General features: G+C 66.1%; 18 protein-coding genes. 9 read left to right on the top strand and 9 right to left on the bottom strand.

All coding sequences use genetic code 11. From position 1 onward, the window contains the following. Positions 1-71: 71 nt before the first annotated feature. Complete coding sequence (locus C163_RS14260; protein WP_025339396.1) at positions 72-665, bottom strand: DUF4157 domain-containing protein; 594 nt, start codon at positions 663-665, stop codon at positions 72-74. Continuing rightward, positions 652-1215, bottom strand: a complete 564-nt coding sequence (locus tag C163_RS14255; RefSeq protein ID WP_025339395.1) for a TetR/AcrR family transcriptional regulator — start codon at positions 1213-1215, stop codon at positions 652-654. Before C163_RS14255 ends, C163_RS14260 begins: the two co-directional genes overlap by 14 nt. A gap of 89 nt (positions 1216-1304) precedes the next feature. On the opposite strand from C163_RS14255, the gene C163_RS14250 reads away from it, so the two are divergent. Further along, positions 1305-2036, top strand: a complete 732-nt coding sequence (locus tag C163_RS14250; protein WP_013972478.1) for an SDR family oxidoreductase — start codon at positions 1305-1307, stop codon at positions 2034-2036. 29 nt (positions 2037-2065) lie between these two features. Then, complete coding sequence (locus tag C163_RS14245; protein WP_025339394.1) at positions 2066-2677, top strand: 2-hydroxychromene-2-carboxylate isomerase; 612 nt, start codon at positions 2066-2068, stop codon at positions 2675-2677. Between the two features lie 42 nt (positions 2678-2719). Here C163_RS14245 and C163_RS14240 read toward each other — a convergent pair whose 3' ends face one another. The 5 genes from C163_RS14240 to C163_RS14220 all read right to left on the bottom strand — a co-directional run bounded on the left by C163_RS14240 (position 2720) and on the right by C163_RS14220 (position 7444). Continuing rightward, entirely contained in the window at positions 2720-3682 is a 963-nt protein-coding gene (locus C163_RS14240; RefSeq protein WP_025337484.1) for an IS110 family transposase, read from the bottom strand. 261 nt (positions 3683-3943) lie between these two features. After that, positions 3944-4489, bottom strand: coding sequence for a cupin domain-containing protein (locus tag C163_RS14235; protein ID WP_003248033.1), 546 nt, complete (start codon positions 4487-4489; stop codon positions 3944-3946). Positions 4490-4570: 81 nt separating this feature from the next. Further along, positions 4571-5776, bottom strand: a complete 1206-nt coding sequence (locus C163_RS14230; RefSeq protein WP_025339393.1) for an MFS transporter — start codon at positions 5774-5776, stop codon at positions 4571-4573. Between the two features lie 85 nt (positions 5777-5861). After that, positions 5862-6395, bottom strand: a complete 534-nt coding sequence (locus C163_RS14225) for a cytochrome b (protein ID WP_025339392.1) — start codon at positions 6393-6395, stop codon at positions 5862-5864. Beyond that, positions 6392-7444, bottom strand: coding sequence for a catalase family peroxidase (locus C163_RS14220; RefSeq protein WP_025339391.1), 1053 nt, complete (start codon positions 7442-7444; stop codon positions 6392-6394). Before C163_RS14220 ends, C163_RS14225 begins: the two co-directional genes overlap by 4 nt. A 124-nt stretch (positions 7445-7568) precedes the next feature. Between C163_RS14220 and C163_RS14215 the strand changes: the two genes are divergently transcribed. Next, complete coding sequence (locus tag C163_RS14215; RefSeq protein ID WP_025339390.1) at positions 7569-8090, top strand: sigma-70 family RNA polymerase sigma factor; 522 nt, start codon at positions 7569-7571, stop codon at positions 8088-8090. Next, positions 8087-8839: an anti-sigma factor gene (locus tag C163_RS14210; protein ID WP_025339389.1), complete on the top strand. Its 753-nt coding sequence runs from the start codon at positions 8087-8089 to the stop codon at positions 8837-8839. Before C163_RS14215 ends, C163_RS14210 begins: the two co-directional genes overlap by 4 nt. A gap of 127 nt (positions 8840-8966) precedes the next feature. Here C163_RS14210 and C163_RS14205 read toward each other — a convergent pair whose 3' ends face one another. Together C163_RS14205 and C163_RS14200 are read right to left on the bottom strand one after the other, a co-directional pair. Beyond that, positions 8967-10118 (bottom strand): acyl-CoA dehydrogenase family protein, encoded by a 1152-nt coding sequence (locus C163_RS14205; protein ID WP_003258582.1) that lies wholly within the window; start codon positions 10116-10118, stop codon positions 8967-8969. A gap of 16 nt (positions 10119-10134) precedes the next feature. Then, positions 10135-11205 carry an enoyl-CoA hydratase/isomerase family protein gene (locus C163_RS14200; RefSeq protein WP_025339388.1) on the bottom strand — a complete coding sequence of 357 codons (1071 nt, stop codon included), beginning with the start codon at positions 11203-11205 and terminating at the stop codon, positions 10135-10137. Positions 11206-11458: 253 nt separating this feature from the next. Between C163_RS14200 and mdcA the strand changes: the two genes are divergently transcribed. From mdcA to mdcE, 5 genes are read left to right on the top strand one after another with little or no spacing between them, the layout of a single operon-like run. Beyond that, complete coding sequence (gene mdcA / locus C163_RS14195) at positions 11459-13120, top strand: malonate decarboxylase subunit alpha (protein ID WP_025339387.1); 1662 nt, start codon at positions 11459-11461, stop codon at positions 13118-13120. Then, positions 13120-14064 (top strand): triphosphoribosyl-dephospho-CoA synthase, encoded by a 945-nt coding sequence (locus tag C163_RS14190; protein WP_025339386.1) that lies wholly within the window; start codon positions 13120-13122, stop codon positions 14062-14064. Before mdcA ends, C163_RS14190 begins: the two co-directional genes overlap by 1 nt. Before the next feature lies 1 nt (position 14065). Continuing rightward, positions 14066-14365, top strand: coding sequence for a malonate decarboxylase subunit delta (locus C163_RS14185; protein ID WP_024087234.1), 300 nt, complete (start codon positions 14066-14068; stop codon positions 14363-14365). After that, on the top strand, positions 14358-15206 hold the full coding sequence (locus C163_RS14180) for a biotin-independent malonate decarboxylase subunit beta (RefSeq protein ID WP_025339385.1): 849 nt from the start codon (positions 14358-14360) through the stop codon (positions 15204-15206). The genes C163_RS14185 and C163_RS14180 overlap by 8 nt, the downstream gene beginning before the upstream one ends. After that, on the top strand, positions 15203-15994 hold the full coding sequence (mdcE, locus tag C163_RS14175; RefSeq protein WP_025339384.1) for a biotin-independent malonate decarboxylase subunit gamma: 792 nt from the start codon (positions 15203-15205) through the stop codon (positions 15992-15994). The genes C163_RS14180 and mdcE overlap by 4 nt, the downstream gene beginning before the upstream one ends.

The following is a 15994-nucleotide window of genomic DNA, read 5'->3' as shown; positions in this document are numbered from 1 at the left end:
CGAGGGGCTGCTGCGCAGCCCTTTCGCGACACAAGGCCGCTCCTACACGGCGACCGCGCAATGACCAGGAATTATCTGGCCTGCCCTGAAACACGCTCGCGCAGCGCCTTGCTTACCTCGCCCTCGATCTTGTAGGCCGGCGCTTCCAGCTCGTCGTAGTTGCGCGTGTAGCGCCGGGTGAACTCTTCCACACCCAGTTGCTGATACTGCTGCACATGCTTGAGCTCGTGCGCCCACAACGCCACGTTGTCCTCGGCATCGGCGGGGCGGCGGAAGATGATCGTGTCGATCAGCGTCACGGCGTTCACGTCGGGGTTCTGCAGCAGCGCATTGGCCGCGCTCATCTGCTGTTCGTCACCCACCCGGAAGCGCGCCGCGTCGAGCACGGCAAAGTCGTACCAGGGTTCGAGTTGCGCACGGATATGCAACGGGATCGGCTCGACGCCGCTGGCGGTGGCTTCGTCGCGGGCCTGGTGCAGGGCGTAGGTCAGGCTGGACGAAGCCAGCACTTCCACGTCCTTGAAAATCTGCCCGGCCTGCCCAGGGTCGATGGGCGCACAGAAACACCCCATCAGGCACACCTGGTACTGCCCTGGCGGGCAGGCCTGTTCGGCGAGTGCAGGCAGGCTCAGCAGTAGCCCCAGCAGTAGACTAATCCGCTTCATGCAGGGCCTTCTCGACAAAGTGGCGGCTGGCGTCCAGTACCTGCGACTGCACGCTTTCACTGGCCAGCATGCGCCCGACCAGCAAGGCGCCGACGCACTGGCTGATCAGCACCCAGGCCAACTCGTCGTCCTCCAGGGTCGCGCTCCAGGCCTGATGCAGCTCCACCAGCCAATGCTCGGCCACGGCGCGCACGGGTGCTTCGGCCCGGGCAATTTCAACCCCTAATGGCGGCAGCGGGCAGCCACCTTCAGCATTGTGCAGGTGGGCCAGGCTCAGGTACTGCTGCAGGCAACGGCCCAGCCGTTCGCGGCTGGCGCCCTGGTTGGCCAGGCGCGCCAGCGGGCTGTTGCACAGTTCCTGTCGCACTACCTCGGTGAACAGGTCGTCCTTGGACGGGAAGTGGTTGTAGAAGGCGCCGCCGGTCAGGCCGATCGCCTTCATCAGCCCGGCCACGCCAGTGCTGGAAAAACCCCCGCGTTTGGCCAGCGCGCCGCTGCTGGCCAGCAGCCGCTCGCGGGTTTGCTGCTTGTGTTCGTTGGTGTAGCGCATTCAGTTGCCTCTGCAGGCGGGCTTGACGGTGGCGGCGATCATAACATAGCGTTCGTTTAGTAAACGATCATTCACCAATGGAGGCAGGCATGACAGAACAACAAAAAGTGGTGCTCGTGATTGGCGCGGGGGATGCTACCGGCGGCGAGATCGCCAAGCGCTTTGCCCGCGAGGGCTACATTGCCTGTGTTACCCGGCGCCAGGCTGACAAGTTGCAGCCGCTGCTGGACGAAATCCGCGCTGCCGGCGGCCAGGCCCACGGGTTTGGCTCCGATGCGCGCAAGGAGGAGGAGGTGGCGGCGCTGGTCGAAACCATCGAGCGTGATATCGGCCCGATCGAAGCGTTTGTGTTCAATATCGGTGCCAATGTGCCGTGTAGCATTCTCGAGGAAACCCCGCGCAAATACTTCAAGATCTGGGAGATGGCCTGTTTTGCCGGTTTCCTCACCGCCCAGGCGGTGGCCCGGCGCATGGTCCAGCGCGAGCGCGGCACCATCCTGTTCACCGGCGCCACTGCCGGCACCCGTGGCGCGGCGGGCTTTGCGGCATTCGCCGGGGCCAAGCACGCCTTGCGCGCCCTGGCCCAGAGCATGGCGCGCGAGCTGGGGCCGCGGAACATCCATGTCGCCCACGTGGTGGTTGACGGGGCCATCGACACCGCCTTCATCCGTGACACTTTCCCCGAGCGCTACGCCCTCAAGGACCAGGATGGCATCCTCGACCCGGCCCACATCGCCGACAGCTACTGGTTCCTGCACGCCCAGCCCCGCGACGCCTGGACCTTCGAGCTGGACCTGCGTCCCTGGATGGAACGTTGGTAAGCCCCTTTCACCGAGCAAGGACCGTAACCATGCACAAGACTGTCGATTTCTTTTTTGACTTGGGCAGCCCGGCCAGCTATCTGGCCTGGACGCAACTGCCTGGCCTGTGTGCCCGCCAGGGTGTCACGCTGCGCTACCGGCCGATGCTGCTGGGCGGGGTTTTCCAGGCCACCGGCAACGCCTCGCCGGTGATGATCCCGGCCAAGGGCCGTTACATGTTCACTGACCTGGCGCGCTTCGCCGCGCGCTATGGGGTACCGTTCGAGTTGCCGCCGGGGTTCCCGGTCAATACCTTGACCCTGATGCGCGGGGCAGTGGGCACCCAGCTGCGTTCGCCGGAGCGGTTCGAGGCGTTGCTGGCGGTGCTGTTCAATGGGCTGTTTGCGCAGCGCCGCAACCTGGGCGATAACGCTGTCCTCGACGACACGCTGAGCCAAGGCGGCTTCGACCCGCAGGCATTTCGCGCTCTGGCGGGTGATGACGAGGTGAAGGCCGCGCTCAAGCACGCGACCGAAGAGGCAGTGGAGCGCGGGGTGTTCGGCGCGCCGACCTGCTTTGTCGGTGACGAGATGTTCTTCGGGCAGGACCGCCTGGACTTTGTCGAAGAGGCCCTGCGTCAGGGCGCCGACAGCCCGTCCTGAATGCGCGCTCCCACAGGGTTGGCGCTTTCCCTGTGGGAGATTCTATGGTTGTGGGCAATGCTTTTTGCCCCCTTTGCTCATGTATTCGCCTTGAGTCTTCATCAAGGCGAATGCAATTCTGGCCAGCTTTCGGGACAGGATGACAAGGGCCTGAGTGGTTGCCTTACCTGTATTCCGATAATGTTCATACACCTCTTTCCACGCAGCTGTCTTGCTAGCCGCCATGGCTGCATTGTGCAGTAGCCGGCGCACTTCTGAGCAGCCTCGCTTGGTTAAGCATCGGCGTCCGGATTTCTGGCCTGATTCGGCAACTTTCAGATCCATGCCTAGAAAAGCGATGAATGAATCGCTGCGCTTGAAGTCGCCGCGGATGAAGGCGGTGACTAAAGCGACGGCAGTCAGAAAACCAATGCCTTCAACTGCCTGGCAGCGGGCAACCTGCTCGCTCAGCCCCGCTTCTCTAACCAGCGTCTTCAAACGCTTTTGAATCAGCAGATCAAGCGATTCAAAGTGTTTGGCGAAGCTATTGAAGGCGTCCTTGAGGGACGCTTCGTTACCCCAACTCTGGGTCAGACTGGTGCGCGCTGACACCAGTGCTGCTCGGCGTCGGAGAAGGCTCTGAAGCTTGCTGTAGACGGCTGGAGGGGGTGACCAAGGACGAAGCAAGCTGCCCTCACGATCCAGGAAACGGGCTAGCAGGCAGGCATCAGATGCATCAGTTTTGGCACGCCCGCCAATCCCTTTTCGGTAGTTGCTGAGTTGGTACCCATCAACGACATAGACTGCAAAACCCTTTTCGTAAGCCATCTCCACCAGGTCCAGGTGATAAACGTTGGTGGCTTCAACACAGATAGCCGTATTGGCTGGCTGAAGTGCCAGCCACTTGCGGATCTCAGGCTTTGTATTTTTCAACGAGTGTTGTTGAGCGGTTTCCTCGCAATAGCTGACCAGTTCGACCTTGGCGACATCGACGCCAATGATGAACTTCTCTACTCGCATTGCCATCGCCTGAACTCCCACGGTATGGTTTTTGGGCTCGGAGGGGTTTCACCAAGAGGCGCTGGCTTGCTTCTATCGTCGCTTGCAAACGATGCATTCTTTATCGGCGCTTTGGTGAAGGGGTGGGGCGAGTTCTCCCACGGTCTGTACTGCTGTGAACAGTCAGATTCGGCTTTTTCGTCCCACCACCCCTTCGAGTATCACCATACAAGCGGCTTCAGCCGCGAACACCGGCGAAGCCGGTGCCATCCCGCACGCATGAAGCAATCAGAAGTTCGCCGGGGTGTTGGCGCTGATGATTTCGGCCTCGTCCGGGCCGATGTTCTTGAAGCTGTGCGGCAGGGTAGTGGGGATGTAGTACCCGTCGCCCGAGTTGAGCACGCTCACCTGGCCATCGACCCACAACTCGACGGTGCCGCGGGTGACCAGGCCACACTCTTCACCCTCGGCATGCACGATCGGTTCGCCCGAATCGGCACCCGGTGCATACAGTTCTCGCAGCATGCGCATCTGCCGGCCTTCGACACTGGCGCCGACCAGCAGCATGCGCAGGCCGTTGCGGCCCAGGTCTGGCTGCTCGCCGCCACGGAACACGTAGCGCTCTTCGCGCACCGGCTCGTCGAAACTGAAGAACTCCGCCAGGCTCATCGGAATGCCTTCGAGCAGTTTTTTCAGGGAGCTGACCGAAGGGCTGACACGATTCTGCTCGATCTGCGAGATCGTCGAATTGGTCAGCCCGCTGCGGCGGGCCAGTTCCCGTTGGGAGAGGTTGTTGCGTTCACGCACCAGTTTGAGTCGCGTCCCCGTGTCCATAGCCGCCTTGTAATCAGAGGTGTCAATAATAATGAGCGATGCGCATTAAAACACACTCTGCGCGCTTGCGCGCTGTGCTTGTCAGGCCCGCTGATCGCGGGGCATCGGCCATGACCCGACCAGCAGCAACAGCGCCGCCACCGCCAGGAACGGCAAGCGTGGATCGACGGCATAAACCAGGGTGCCGGCCAGCGGCCCGATCACTGCGCCCATGCCCTGGGCAGCACCGATGGAGCCGGCCGTGGCGCCTTGCTCGGAGGCGTGCATGGCATTGGCCGCCAGCGCCGAAAACGCCGGGAAGACAAAGCCCATGCCCGCCGCCGCGACAAAGTAGCAAGCCCACAGCCAGGGCGCCGTGGTGGCCAGCGAGCCGCAGGCAAAGCCCAGGGCCGAAACCGTGGCGCCGACCCGGATCATCTTCAACGGCGGCCATTCCAGCTGGCGCAGCAGCACCTGCGCCAGGATCAGCGCCACACCCACCGTGGTCAGGGCGATGCCAGCGGCCTGGGCCGCCTCGGCAGGGCCAAGGTGCAGGCGGTCGAGGGCAAAGAAGCCGACGATGATCTGCGATACCGTGACACTGAGCATGGCGCTGAACGCCACCAGCAAAGGCCGGCGCAGGCGCGGGTCGTTCAGCCGCACCGGGCTGGGGGCATGGCTGTGCGACAGCGCCTGCGGCTTGAGGGTGAACAGCAGGACCAGAAAGGCACTGGCCGGCAGCAGCGACATGATATGGAACGGCAGGCTCAGGCTATGCCGCGCCAGCAGCGCTGCCAGCGCCGGCCCCACCACCAGGCCTACGGCGTTGGCCGCCCCCAGCGAGGCCATGGCCCGGGCCCGGCGTTGCGGTTCGACATGGTCGGCGATCAGCGCATTGCAGCCCACCGGGATGGCAGCATAGAAGGCGCCGATACAGCCGCGCGCGACCATCAGGCCGATAAAGGCCAGGGTCGCCCCCGGCAGCCAGCGCAGCGCACCTTCGACGAACAGGCACAGCAGCCAGTAGGCAAGGGTGAAACCGGCGCTGCCCAGCAGCAGGATACGCCGGCGGCCCAGGCGGTCTGCCGCGCGCCCCCAGGGCCGGGCCAGCAGCACCCAGACCACGCCCGCCACGGTCACGGCGGCACCGGCTTGCCAGGTGGCCATGCCGAGCTGGCGGGCGATCGGGCCGATCAGGGCGACGAAGGCCATCATCGACATGGTACAGGCCATGTTGGCCAGCAGCAGGGGACGCAAGTCCAGGGTGCTGGCGGGTACAAGGGTGGCAGGATCCTTTGCGAGGTTCATAGGGCAGTCCAGGGCGGTTCGGCAGACAGAAAGCCGATCTTGTTGGGAATTATTATCGATTGTCGAGCCCCTGGGCTGCCGTGAGTCATTCGCTGCGGCGCAGTGGGCCAGGCCACATGCTACGCAACACGCCATCGCGGCGCACCCACGCGTGCATCAAGGCCGCACCCACGTGCACCAGCACCGTGGCGAACAGCAGGTAGCCGGCCCAGCCGTGGGCCTGGCGCAGCACGGCGTACAACTGCAGGTCATGCGGGGCGATCGCCGGCAAGCCCAGCGGGCGGGGGTAGCCACCGGCCGACAGCATGGCCCAGCCCAGCAGCGGCATGGCCAGCATCAGGCCATAGAGCAGCAGGTGCGAGGCCCCGGCTGCCCAGCGTTGCAGTGTGGGCAGGTCGTGCGGCAGGGCTGGGTGGGGCAGGGTCAGGCGAACGGCGATGCGCAGCAGCACCAGCACCAGCAGGGCCAGGCCGGTTGCCTTGTGCAACCCGATCAGCACGGGGTGGCGCGGCGACAGGTCGGCGACCATGCTCACACCGATGAACAACATGGCCAGGATCAGCACGGCCATCAGCCAGTGCAACAGGCGGGCGAGGGGGTGGAAGGCGTCGGTTTTCATGGGTGGGCTCCGGTGCCGAGCGATTCGCGGCTGCGGCGGTTGAAGGATTCCGAGTAGGCGGCCGAACGGGCGGCGAGGATCGGGTCGGCGGAGGCCTGGATGCCCCGGGGCAGGATCAGCGGGTCGAAGTTGAGGTCACGGCAGGCACCTTGTTCGGGGCCGTGGACCTGCTCCAGTACCAGCGTGCCGGCGTCCACGCTGCGTCGTTCGACAGGCCAGGGGCTGGCAGGGTCGTCCACCGCATCGCCAGGCTCCGCCAGCACCAGGCGCAGGGTCCAGCGCAGCGGGCCTTGGGCCAGCCTTTGCTGCAGGTCGTGCTGCAGGAACTGTTTGTCATCGACTTGGGCAGGCAGGGCGGCAAACGCTGTTTGCGGCTCCAGTTGCCAACGCACGGGGTGGGCCGCGCCGCTTGCGTCGATCAGGCGGAAGGCGTTGATGCTGTGGTACTGCGTGCTGGCGAAGCTGTTGCTGGGCTTGTAGCCTGCCGCCCATTGGCGAAACGCCGCGCTTTCCGGGTGGGCGGCGAAGAACGCCTGCAGTCTGCGCGGGTCCGGCTTGCCGGTGGCCGGGTCTGGCGCCCCCGCCAGCACCTGTTCATAGAAGGCTTGTGGCGTGCTTACCGCCAGCACCGGCGGGTTGTTCATGCCGGTACGCCAGACCTGCCCGTCGTCGGTGCTCAGCTCGATGGCCAGGCTGCGCACCGGTATGCCGGTATCCGGCGCGAACGGGTTGGCGCCACCGATGGCGAAGCGGCCGATCACTGGCACCCGCGGCTGGCTGAACGCCCGTGCCGTGGACAGGCTGGCGGCCTGCCCGCTGGGCTGGAAGTAGCCGCTGACGCACAGGCCCTTGGCGTGGTTCTTGCGGTAACCCGGGTAATGCCCGGCCTGGGCTTCGAAGGTGTCGATGATGCGCTGCGGGGTCAGGCGGGTTTCGCCAAGCCAGCCGGCAGCATAGGCAAAGGCGGCGCCCGCGCCCAGCATCACGGCGCCGATGGCGGCCAGGCGCAGGGCCTTGGCCGGGCCGTGCAGGGGTGAGTTCATGGTCATTGTCCGGTTCGGTGAAGGTGCCGGTACGACGGCGCAGGGAAAAACTTATTCCCTCGCCGGGAATAGAATTTCCTCACAGGCGTCTGCCTCTTACACTGACAGCCCCAGAGGCCGGGACTTTGCCATGCATGATCTGGACGACCACCAGTGGCGCGAGCTGCTGGCCCGCCTGCGCCGCTTTGCCGTATGGCTGACCCGCGAGCCGGGCAGCGCCGACGACCTAGTGCAGGCCACGGTCGAGCGGGCCTTGAGCCGGCGCGACCAGCAACGCGACGCCGATGCCCTGCGGGCCTGGCTGTTCACCATCCTTTATCGGCTGTTCCTCGACGGTAAGCGCCGCGAGCGCCTGCATGCGCGCTGGCTGTCCTGGTTCGGCCGCGCTGAGCGCGACGACGAGCCGGTTGGCGGCAACCTCGAGGCCATTGTCCTGGCCCAGGCCGACCTGCAGGCTTTCGCCCGGCTCACGGCAGAACAGCGTGCGCTGTTGCTGCTGGTCAGCGTCGAGGGTTTGAGCTACAAGGAGGCCGCCCAGGCCCTGGGTATCCCTATCGGCACTGTGATGTCGCGCCTGTCGCGCGCCCGCAATGCCTTGCGCGAACTGACTGAGGGCAGCCCCCAGCCCCCGGCCTTGCGGAGACTGAAATGACGCGCCTGATCCCCAGCGAAGACGAACTGCACGCTTACGTCGACGAGCGCCTGGAGCCTGTGCGCCGGGCCGAGGTGCAGGCCTGGCTGGCGGCCAACCCGCAGGCCGCGGCCAAGGTCGAGGGTTGGCGTGCCGACGCCCGCCGCCTGCGTACGGCACTGGCCGGGTTTGGCGAAGTGCCTGGGGCGGCGCAGCTGGACCTGGGGCAGTTGCGCCGGCAATTGCGCCAACGCCGCCAGCGCCGCTGGGCCACGGCGGCGGTGTTGCTGCTGGCATTGGGCGTGGGTGGCCTGGGCGGTTGGCAGGTGCGCGACGCGACCTTGGCGCGTGCCGACCTGCCGATGGCCGATGCCGTCCAGGCACACCGCTTGTTTGCCGGCAGCCAGGCGCTGGATATCCAGGCCAGCGACCCGGGCCAGTTGCGCGACTGGCTGGGGCGCCACTTCAGCCGCGTGGGCCAGTTGCCGGACCTGGCGGGCTATGGCTTCAAACCGGTGGGCGCGCGCCTGCTGAGCAATGAGCAGGGTCCGGCGGCGCTGCTGGTGTTCGAGGATGGCAAGGGCCAGCGCATCAGCCTGTTCCTGCGCTCACCAGGTGATCAGTATCGGCGCATGCCGGACGGGCAGCGGGTGGATGGCCAGCTGGAGGCGCGGTATTGGTCGCATGGGGCCTACAACTTTGCCCTGGTCAGCGCGGCGGACGATGTGCGCGGGGCGGGGGTGGGGGAGGCGTTGCGGTTGGGTTTGTAACCGATGCGCGGTCCCTGTAGGAGCGGCCTTGTGTCGCGAAAGGGCCGCAACGCGGCCCCAGGATGTCAGCTTCGATGCACAATTTGCTGGGGCCGCGTTGCGGCCCTATCGCGACACAAGGCCGCTCCTACAGCGGGTAGTGCTTCAACTCCCGCGCAATCAGCATCCGCTGGATCTCGCTCGACCCTTCATAGATCTGCGTGATCCGCGCATCGCGGTAGTAACGCTCCACCGGGTAATCCTCCAGGTAGCCATACCCGCCATGTACCTGGATCGCCATCGAGCACACCCGCTCGGCCATCTCCGAGGCGAACAGCTTGGCCTGCGAGGCCTCCGACAGGCACGGCTTGCCGGCGCTGCGCAGGCGCGCGGCATGCAGGATCAGCAAGCGCGCGGCATTCACCTGCACCTGCATGTCGGCCAGCAGGTTGGCGATGCTCTGGTGTTCGTTGATCGGCTTGCCGAACTGCACCCGATCACGCGAGTAGGCCAGCGCCGCCTCGAACGCGGCGCGGGCAATGCCCAGTGCCTGGGCAGCAATGCCGATACGGCCGCCCTCGAGGTTGGACAGGGCGATGGCCAGGCCCTTGCCACGCTCACCGAGGATGTTGGCGGCAGGGATGCGGCAGTTGTCGAAGGTGACCGCGCAGGTGTCGGAAGCGCGGATGCCCATCTTGTGCTCGCTGCGATCGACCTTGAAGCCCGGGTTGTCGGTGGGCACCAGGAACGCCGACAGGCCCTTTTTTCCCAGCTCCGGGTCGGTCACCGCGAAGACGATGGCCAACCCGGCGCGGCGGGCGTTGCTGACAAACTGCTTGGCGCCGTTGATCACCCACTGGCCATCCACCAGCTCGGCGCGGGTACGCAGGTTGTGCGCCTCGGAACCGGCCTGTGGCTCGGTCAGGCAGAAGCAGCCGATCACCTCGCCGGTGGCCAGGCGTGGCAGCCACTGCTGTTGCTGTTCGGCCGTGCCGTAGGCCAGCAGCGGGCCGCAGCCCACCGAGTTGTGGATGCTCATCATCGCTCCGGTGGCACCGCAGCCGGCGGCGATCTCTTCCACCGCCAGGGCGTAGGCGACGTAGTCGGTGTAGCTGCCGCCAAAGTCTTCCGGCACCACCATGCCCAGCAGGCCCAGTTCGCCCATCTTGCGCACCACGCCATCGTCGATCCAGCCGGCCTTTTCCCAGGCCTGGGCATGCGGGGCGATCTCGCCACGGGCAAAGTCCCGGGCCATGTCGCGGATCATGATCTGTTCTTCGCTCAGTTCCAGGTCTTGCATCTGTGTACTCCCGGGCTCACAGGCCTTCGAAGAATTGGTCGACCCGCTGGCGTTGCAGTGCGGCCAGGGTCGGCGGGTTCCAGCGTGGCTGCTTGTCCTTGTCGATGATCAGCGCGCGCACGCCTTCGATGATGTCGCCGTGCTGGAACCACTGGCGGTCCAGGTGCAGCTCCATGGCAAAGCAGTCGTCAAGGCTCAGGTGGCGACCCCGGCGCAGCATCTCCAGAGTAACCGCCATGGCCAGCGGCGAGCGGCTTTCCAGCTGGTCGGCGGTGGCCACGGCCCAGGCGTGGCTGTCGCCAATGCTCACCGCACGCAGTTGCTCGACGATGGCAGGCACGTCGGGCAGGGCGAAGAAGTGGTCGATGACCGGGCGCAGTTTTTCCAGCGGCGCATCGTCGAGTACCTGGGTGCCGAGCCTGGCCAGCAGGTTCTGCAGGTCCTTGAGTGGGTTGTCGCCGAAGTGCAGCTGGTCCAGGCCCTCGTCGAGGGCTGCCAGCTGGTCGCTGGCCAGGTACCAGTTGGCCAGGCCGCAATACAGCGCATCGGCTGCCTGGATCTGGCTGCCGCTGACGCCCAGGTAGATGCCCAGTTCGCCGGGGATGCGCGACAGGAAATAGCTGCCACCCACATCCGGGAAATAGCCGATGCCCACTTCAGGCATGCCCAAGCGGCTGCGTTCGGTGACCACGCGCAGGTCGCAGCCCTGGGCCAGGCCCATGCCTCCACCGAGGGTGAAGCCGTCCATCAGCACCAGCACTGGCTTGCGGTAGCGGTGGATGGCCAGGTCAAGGGCGTATTCCTCGACGAAGAAGCTCTCATGAAGCGTTTCGCCGGCCTTGAAGCTGTCGTGCAGCGAGCGGATATCGCCACCGGCGCAGAAACCCTTGGGCCCCTCGCCACGCAGTACCACGGCGTGCACGTGCGGGTCTTCGGCCCACAGGTCGAGGTGCTGGCGCAGGCTGCGGACCATGTCCAGGGTCAAGGCATTGAGGCCGGCGGGGCGGTTCAGGGTCAGATGGCCGATCTGGTTGCGGACCTCGGCCAGCACATGGTCGGTTGCCGAGGTATGAGCGTGCGCAGTCATTGCGTTCTCCCTGCTTTGTTATTGATTTTCCAAGTGAAGTCTGGAGTTCGCTGGAGGATCGCAGGATCCTGTCATGCGAATTTGCCTTGCACAATCGACAATTGTGCAAGGGCATCGTGCATTTTTGCCCTGCCCGAAGGTAGCGCGCTCCAATCATTAACCTGACAGTAACGAAAGCGCCAGTAGCTTGATTGATCCCCCAACCACCACAGCCCTAAGGTGACCCCCACGACAGCGAACCCGTGGAGTCACCATGACAACAACCAAGAATCCACCGCCGCAATGGTCGCGGCGGCGCGCCGAAAAGCAGCGCCGCCTTGACCGGGTCCGCCACCTCGCCGACGGCGTGGTGCTGCCCACCGAGCGTATCGTCGAAGCCCTGGAACTGCTGCTGGCTCCCGGCGACCGGGTAGTGCTCGAAGGCAACAACCAGAAGCAGGCCGACTTCCTCTCGCGTGCGCTGGCCAAGGTCGACCCTGGGCGCCTGCACGACCTGCACATGATCATGCCCAGCGTCAGCCGCGCCGAGCACCTGGACCTGTTCGAACGTGGCATTGCCCGCAAGCTCGACTTCTCCTTCGCCGGCCCGCAGAGCCTGCGCATTGGCCAGCTGCTGGAAGACGGCCTGCTTGAAGTCGGAGCCATCCACACCTATATCGAGCTGTACTCGCGGCTGCTGGTCGACCTGATACCCAACGTCACTCTGGTGGCTGGCTTCATGGCCGATCGCGACGGCAACCTGTTCACCGGCCCCAGCACCGAAGACACCCCGGCCTTGGTGGAGCCGGCCGCGTTCAGCGACGGCATCGTCATTGCCCAGGTCAACCAGCTGGTGGACCGCGTGGATGACCTGCCACGGGTCGATATCCCGGCATCCTGGGTCGATTTCGTGGTGGTTGCCGACCAGCCTTTCTATATAGAGCCGCTGTTCACCCGCGACCCGCGCCATATCAAGCCGGTGCACGTGCTGATGGCGATGATGGCCATTCGCGGCATCTACGAAAGACACCAGGTGCAGTCGCTGAACCATGGCATTGGCTTCAATACCGCCGCCATCGAACTGATCCTGCCCACCTATGGCGAGTCCCTGGGCCTGAAGGGCAAGATCTGCCGCAACTGGACACTCAATCCGCACCCGACGCTGATCCCGGCCATCGAGACCGGCTGGGTGGAAAGCGTGCACTGCTTCGGCACCGAGCTGGGCATGGAGGACTACATCGCCCAGCGCCCGGATGTGTTCTTCACCGGCCGTGATGGTTCGCTGCGTTCCAACCGCATGATGTGCCAGCTGGCCGGGCAGTACGCCGTCGACCTGTTCATTGGCGCCACCCTGCAGGTGGATGGCGATGGCCATTCCTCGACCGTGACCCGCGGCCGCCTGGCCGGCTTCGGCGGTGCCCCGAACATGGGCCACGACCCCCGTGGTCGGCGCCATGCGACCCCCGCCTGGCTCGACATGACCGTGCCGGAAACCATGCTCGAACGCGGTCGCAAGCTGGTGGTGCAGATGGTCGAGACCTACCAGGAAGGCGGCAAGCCCACCTTCGTGGAAACCCTCGATGCCGTGGAAGTGGCCAGGAAAGCCGGCATGCCACTGGCGCCGGTGATGATCTATGGCGACGACGTCACCCACCTGCTGACCGAGGAGGGCATTGCCTACCTGTACAAGGCCCGCAGCCTGGAAGAGCGCCAGCAGATGATCGCCGCCGTGGCCGGGGTTACCGCCATCGGCCTGCGGCACGACCCCAAGGACACTCAGCGCCTGCGCCAGCAAGGCCTGGTCGCCTTGCCCGAAGACCTCGGCATCCGCCGCACCGACGCCAGCCGCGAACTGCTGGCCGCGCGCAGCATCGCCGACCTGGTCGAATGGTCCGGCGGCCTCTACAACCCGCCTGCACGCTTCAGGAGCTGGTGATGAAAGCACTCGACTTGCAACCGCATGGGCTTCTTCGCCAGCACAGGAATAGTGATGCATCTGGAAATTGCGCGATCCTTGTGGGAGCGGGTTCACCCGCGAAGAGGCCAGCACAAGCAACCGAATTACCCCTGGCCGACCACCTGGCCGACCTGGCCGTGGAAGCCCTGATCGACGAAGCCGACCTGTCCCCCAAACCCGGCCTGGTCGACCGCCGTGGCAACGGCGCCCACCACGACATGACCCTGGCCCTGATGCATGCCTCGGCCCTGGCCCTGTGGCCATGCCTGCGCAACATCGCCGAAGCCGCCCAGGCCATCGGCACCCTCGGCCAGCCCCTGCGCGCCACCCTGGGCCGGCTCGGCCGCGAAGGCGAGGCGGCGATGCTGGCCGCCACCGGCGGGGTCAACACCCACCGCGGCGCAATCTGGGCCCTCGGCCTGCTGGTAGCATCCAAGGCCCTCGACACCCAGGCCGATACCAACACCCTGGCTGCCCGCGCCGGTCGCATCGCACTGTTCGACGACCCCGCCATGACCACCCAAGACAGCCATGGCCTGCAGGTACGCCGCCGCTACGGCACTGGCGGCGCCCGCGAACAGGCGCAACAAGGTTTCCCGGCGGTTATCGGTCACGGCCTGCCACAACTGCAGCGCAGCCGCGCCGCCGGTGCCAGCGAGCCGCACGCCCGGCTGGACGCGCTGCTGGCGATCATGGCCGTACTCAACGATACCTGCGTGCTCTGGCGCAGCGGCCCGACCGGGCTGGCTGCCGTCCAGCACGGCGCCCGTACTGTGCTGAGCGAAGGCGGCAGCGCCACGCTGGCCGGGCGCCGACAGCTGCGCCGGCTGGACCAGCACCTGCTGCACCTGAATGCCTCACCGGGCGGCGCCGCCGATCTGCTGGCCGCCTGCCTGTTCCTCGACAAAGCCGGGAGCCTGTGACATGGAAACCCTGACCTTTCAATTCCCCGCCGCCGCACCTGGGCGTGGCCGCACGCTGGTGGGCTGCGTCAGCTCCGGCGACCTTGAAGTGCTGATCGAACCCGGCACCGCCGGCAGCCTGCAAATCCAGGTGGTGACTTCGGTCAACGGCAGCGCTGCCCGCTGGGCGCAGCTGTTCCAGCGCCTGTTCGAGGGCCGCACCTGGCCGGCCGTGAACATCGACATCCATGATTTCGGCGCCACCCCAGGCGTGGTGCGCCTGCGCCTGGAGCAAGGCTTCGAGGAGATCGCCCATGACTGATATCGCACGCCTGCTGCACAGCCGCAGCTTTGTCGAACTGGGCGCCCGCCAACGCGCCCGCGCCGTGCTCGACCCGGGCAGCTTCCGTGAACTGCTGGGGCCGTTCGACCGGCTGATGTCACCCTGGCTGCCGCGCCAGGGCATCGTGCCCCAGGCCGATGATGGCGTGGTCATTGCCAAGGGCCTGCTGAACGGGCGCAACGCTGTGGTTGCCGCCATCGAAGGCGGCTTCCAGGGTGGCAGCATGGGCGAGGTGGGGGGGGCCAAGATCGCCGGTGCGCTGGAGCTGGCCATCGAAGACAACCGCAACGGCATCCCCACCTGCGCCGTGCTGCTGCTGGAAACCGGCGGTGTACGCCTGCAGGAAGCCAACCTGGGCCTGGCGGCGATTGCCGAAATACAGGCGGCGATTGTCGAGCTGCGCGCCTGGCAGCCGGTGGTCGGCCTGGTCGCAGGTTCGGTCGGCTGTTTCGGCGGCATGTCCATCGCCGCCGGCCTGTGCAGCCACTTGCTGGTCACCCGCGAAGCCCGCCTGGGCCTCAACGGCCCGCAGGTAATCGAGCAGGAAGCGGGCATCGGTGAATACGACGCCAAGGACCGCCCCTTCATCTGGAGCTTGACCGGCGGCGAGCAGCGCCACGCCAGCGGCCTGGTCGATGCCTATGTGGCCGATGATATCGAGGCGTTGCGCGAACGCTTGCTGCAATTGCTCGACGAGCCTTCAAGGGATCGCGCCGGTCAACACGCCTGGTTCCTCGAACGCCTGGCCCGGCTGGGCGATGGCTGCCCGCAACTGGATGCCGCTGCCGTGCGTGACCTTTACCAAGGAGAAGCCAAATGAACCGTGCCTTGAACTGGCTCCCGGGCCTGGCCGGCGGGCAAGCCTTGCCCGGCTACCCCGCGTCGTTGCGGGTAATCGATGGCGAACTGGACAACCGCCTGGCGCGTTTCATCGCCGTGGTGCCGGACGCCGACAACCCGTTCCCCCGGGCGCGCTCTGGCGAAGTCGGCCTATTGGAAGGCTGGGGGCTGGCCAAGGCCGTGAGCGAAGCGGTCGAGGCTGACCGCCATGGCCAGAAGCGCGCCATCGTCGCGGTGATCGATGTGCCCAGCCAGGCTTATGGCCGCCGTGAGGAGGCGTTGGGTATTCACCAGGCTTTGGCCGCTGCGGTGCAGGCCTATGCCCAGGCGCGGCTGGCCGGGCACCCGGTGATCGGCCTGCTGGTCGGCAAGGCCATGTCCGGTGCCTTCCTGGCCCACGGTTACCAGGCCCAGCGCCTGATCGCCCTGGACGATGCCGGGGTCATGGTGCACGCCATGGGCAAGGCGGCGGCGGCGCGCATCACCCTGCGCAGCGTCGAGCAACTGGAAGCCCTGGCCGCCGAGGTGCCGCCGATGGCCTACGACCTGGCCAGCTACGCCTCGCTGGGCCTGCTGTGGCGCCGCCTGACGGTGGACAACGCCGAGACGCCGAGCAGTGCCGACATCGCCCAGGTACGGGGCTGCCTGGCTGATGCGGTGCGCGACATCGGCAGTTCGAGCGACCTGTCGTCGCGGCTGGCGGGCGAAAACCGCAGCGCCTCGCGCCAGGTGCGTGAACAGCTGCGCCGCCAGTGGCAGGGCGCTTGA

Origin of the sequence: Pseudomonas sp. FGI182 (assembly GCF_000511325.1) — a bacterium.
Taxonomy (GTDB): domain Bacteria; phylum Pseudomonadota; class Gammaproteobacteria; order Pseudomonadales; family Pseudomonadaceae; genus Aquipseudomonas; species Aquipseudomonas putida_Z.
The sequence above is the reverse complement of the archived record's forward strand: the minus strand, read 5'-3'. Positions and strand labels throughout refer to the sequence as shown.

What these genes read in the sequence shown, in the direction of transcription:
- C163_RS14260 (WP_025339396.1), bottom strand. Translation starts at nt 665, where the DNA reads ATGAAGCGGATTAGTCTACTGCTGGGGCTACTGCTGAGCCTGCCTGCA.
- C163_RS14255 (WP_025339395.1), bottom strand. Translation starts at nt 1,215, where the DNA reads ATGCGCTACACCAACGAACACAAGCAGCAAACCCGCGAGCGGCTGCTG.
- C163_RS14250 (WP_013972478.1), top strand. Translation starts at nt 1,305, where the DNA reads ATGACAGAACAACAAAAAGTGGTGCTCGTGATTGGCGCGGGGGATGCT.
- C163_RS14245 (WP_025339394.1), top strand. Translation starts at nt 2,066, where the DNA reads ATGCACAAGACTGTCGATTTCTTTTTTGACTTGGGCAGCCCGGCCAGC.
- C163_RS14240 (WP_025337484.1), bottom strand. Translation starts at nt 3,682, where the DNA reads ATGGCAATGCGAGTAGAGAAGTTCATCATTGGCGTCGATGTCGCCAAG.
- C163_RS14235 (WP_003248033.1), bottom strand. Translation starts at nt 4,489, where the DNA reads ATGGACACGGGGACGCGACTCAAACTGGTGCGTGAACGCAACAACCTC.
- C163_RS14230 (WP_025339393.1), bottom strand. Translation starts at nt 5,776, where the DNA reads ATGAACCTCGCAAAGGATCCTGCCACCCTTGTACCCGCCAGCACCCTG.
- C163_RS14225 (WP_025339392.1), bottom strand. Translation starts at nt 6,395, where the DNA reads ATGAAAACCGACGCCTTCCACCCCCTCGCCCGCCTGTTGCACTGGCTG.
- C163_RS14220 (WP_025339391.1), bottom strand. Translation starts at nt 7,444, where the DNA reads ATGACCATGAACTCACCCCTGCACGGCCCGGCCAAGGCCCTGCGCCTG.
- C163_RS14215 (WP_025339390.1), top strand. Translation starts at nt 7,569, where the DNA reads ATGCATGATCTGGACGACCACCAGTGGCGCGAGCTGCTGGCCCGCCTG.
- C163_RS14210 (WP_025339389.1), top strand. Translation starts at nt 8,087, where the DNA reads ATGACGCGCCTGATCCCCAGCGAAGACGAACTGCACGCTTACGTCGAC.
- C163_RS14205 (WP_003258582.1), bottom strand. Translation starts at nt 10,118, where the DNA reads ATGCAAGACCTGGAACTGAGCGAAGAACAGATCATGATCCGCGACATG.
- C163_RS14200 (WP_025339388.1), bottom strand. Translation starts at nt 11,205, where the DNA reads ATGACTGCGCACGCTCATACCTCGGCAACCGACCATGTGCTGGCCGAG.
- mdcA (WP_025339387.1), top strand. Translation starts at nt 11,459, where the DNA reads ATGACAACAACCAAGAATCCACCGCCGCAATGGTCGCGGCGGCGCGCC.
- C163_RS14190 (WP_025339386.1), top strand. Translation starts at nt 13,120, where the DNA reads ATGAAAGCACTCGACTTGCAACCGCATGGGCTTCTTCGCCAGCACAGG.
- C163_RS14185 (WP_024087234.1), top strand. Translation starts at nt 14,066, where the DNA reads ATGGAAACCCTGACCTTTCAATTCCCCGCCGCCGCACCTGGGCGTGGC.
- C163_RS14180 (WP_025339385.1), top strand. Translation starts at nt 14,358, where the DNA reads ATGACTGATATCGCACGCCTGCTGCACAGCCGCAGCTTTGTCGAACTG.
- mdcE (WP_025339384.1), top strand. Translation starts at nt 15,203, where the DNA reads ATGAACCGTGCCTTGAACTGGCTCCCGGGCCTGGCCGGCGGGCAAGCC.